The organism is Seonamhaeicola marinus (assembly GCF_008085455.1).
Map to the genome: position 1 here is coordinate 1 of NZ_VSDQ01000473.1, position 782 is coordinate 782.

At 33.7% G+C, this 782-nt stretch carries 2 pseudogenes; both read right to left on the minus strand.

Annotated features, from left to right (window positions below):
* Positions 1-197 (minus strand): annotated as a pseudogene (locus FUA24_RS07790) (aminotransferase class III-fold pyridoxal phosphate-dependent enzyme); the annotation flags it as partial.
* Between the two features lie 121 nt (positions 198-318).
* Positions 319-782: pseudogene (locus FUA24_RS07795) on the minus strand (glycoside hydrolase family 73 protein); the annotation flags it as partial.

Consider the following 782-nt stretch of genomic DNA (forward strand, 5'->3'; position numbering starts at 1 on the left):
AAAATCATTGGTCCCCAAGAGTTAATATAATCTATCAATCGGTTACCATCTTCATCAAACAAATACGCGCCTTTGGCTTCTTTTACAAAAATAGGTGTACCACCTACACCTTTAAAAGCTCTAACGGGAGAGTTTACACCGCCTGGAATTACTTTTTCTGCTTCGGCAAACAAAGCACTGCTTCTTTTATAAATCATGAAAAATTAGTTTTGTAATTAAGGTTTAACAATTAACTCTTGCCCAATACTTAGCGTTGTATCTGTTAAACCATTAATATTTNGTTTTATTAAGCGGTTCAACGGGTGCTACATAACCATAACCTAGTACTTCTTTATCGTATTGATGTAAGTTGTAACGTTCAATTAAAGAAATTAACTTCTGCGGATATTTTCTATCTGTAGCGTAACCTGCGGCTCTTAATCCTTTTGCCCAGGCTTTATAATCGTTTTCTTTTAATTCGAATAAACCAGCATATCGTTTACGTTCTTTTAAAAACAATGAATGATCTCTAAACGAATATTTAGCATCTTTATATTTTCTAAAGCATTCACCTTTGGCATCATCATCATGATAAATTTTTGCTCCCGTCCAATCATGACATTTTATTCCAAAATGATTATTTGCTTTTACAGATAGCCTTCCGTTACCAGAAGCCGACTCTAAAATACCTTGCGCTAATGTTATACTTGCGGGTATGTTATATAATTTCATTTCGCTTTGCGCTATGGTTTTGTAAGTATCAATATACCTTTCAGTATCATTAGCATATACTTTAACAGCAG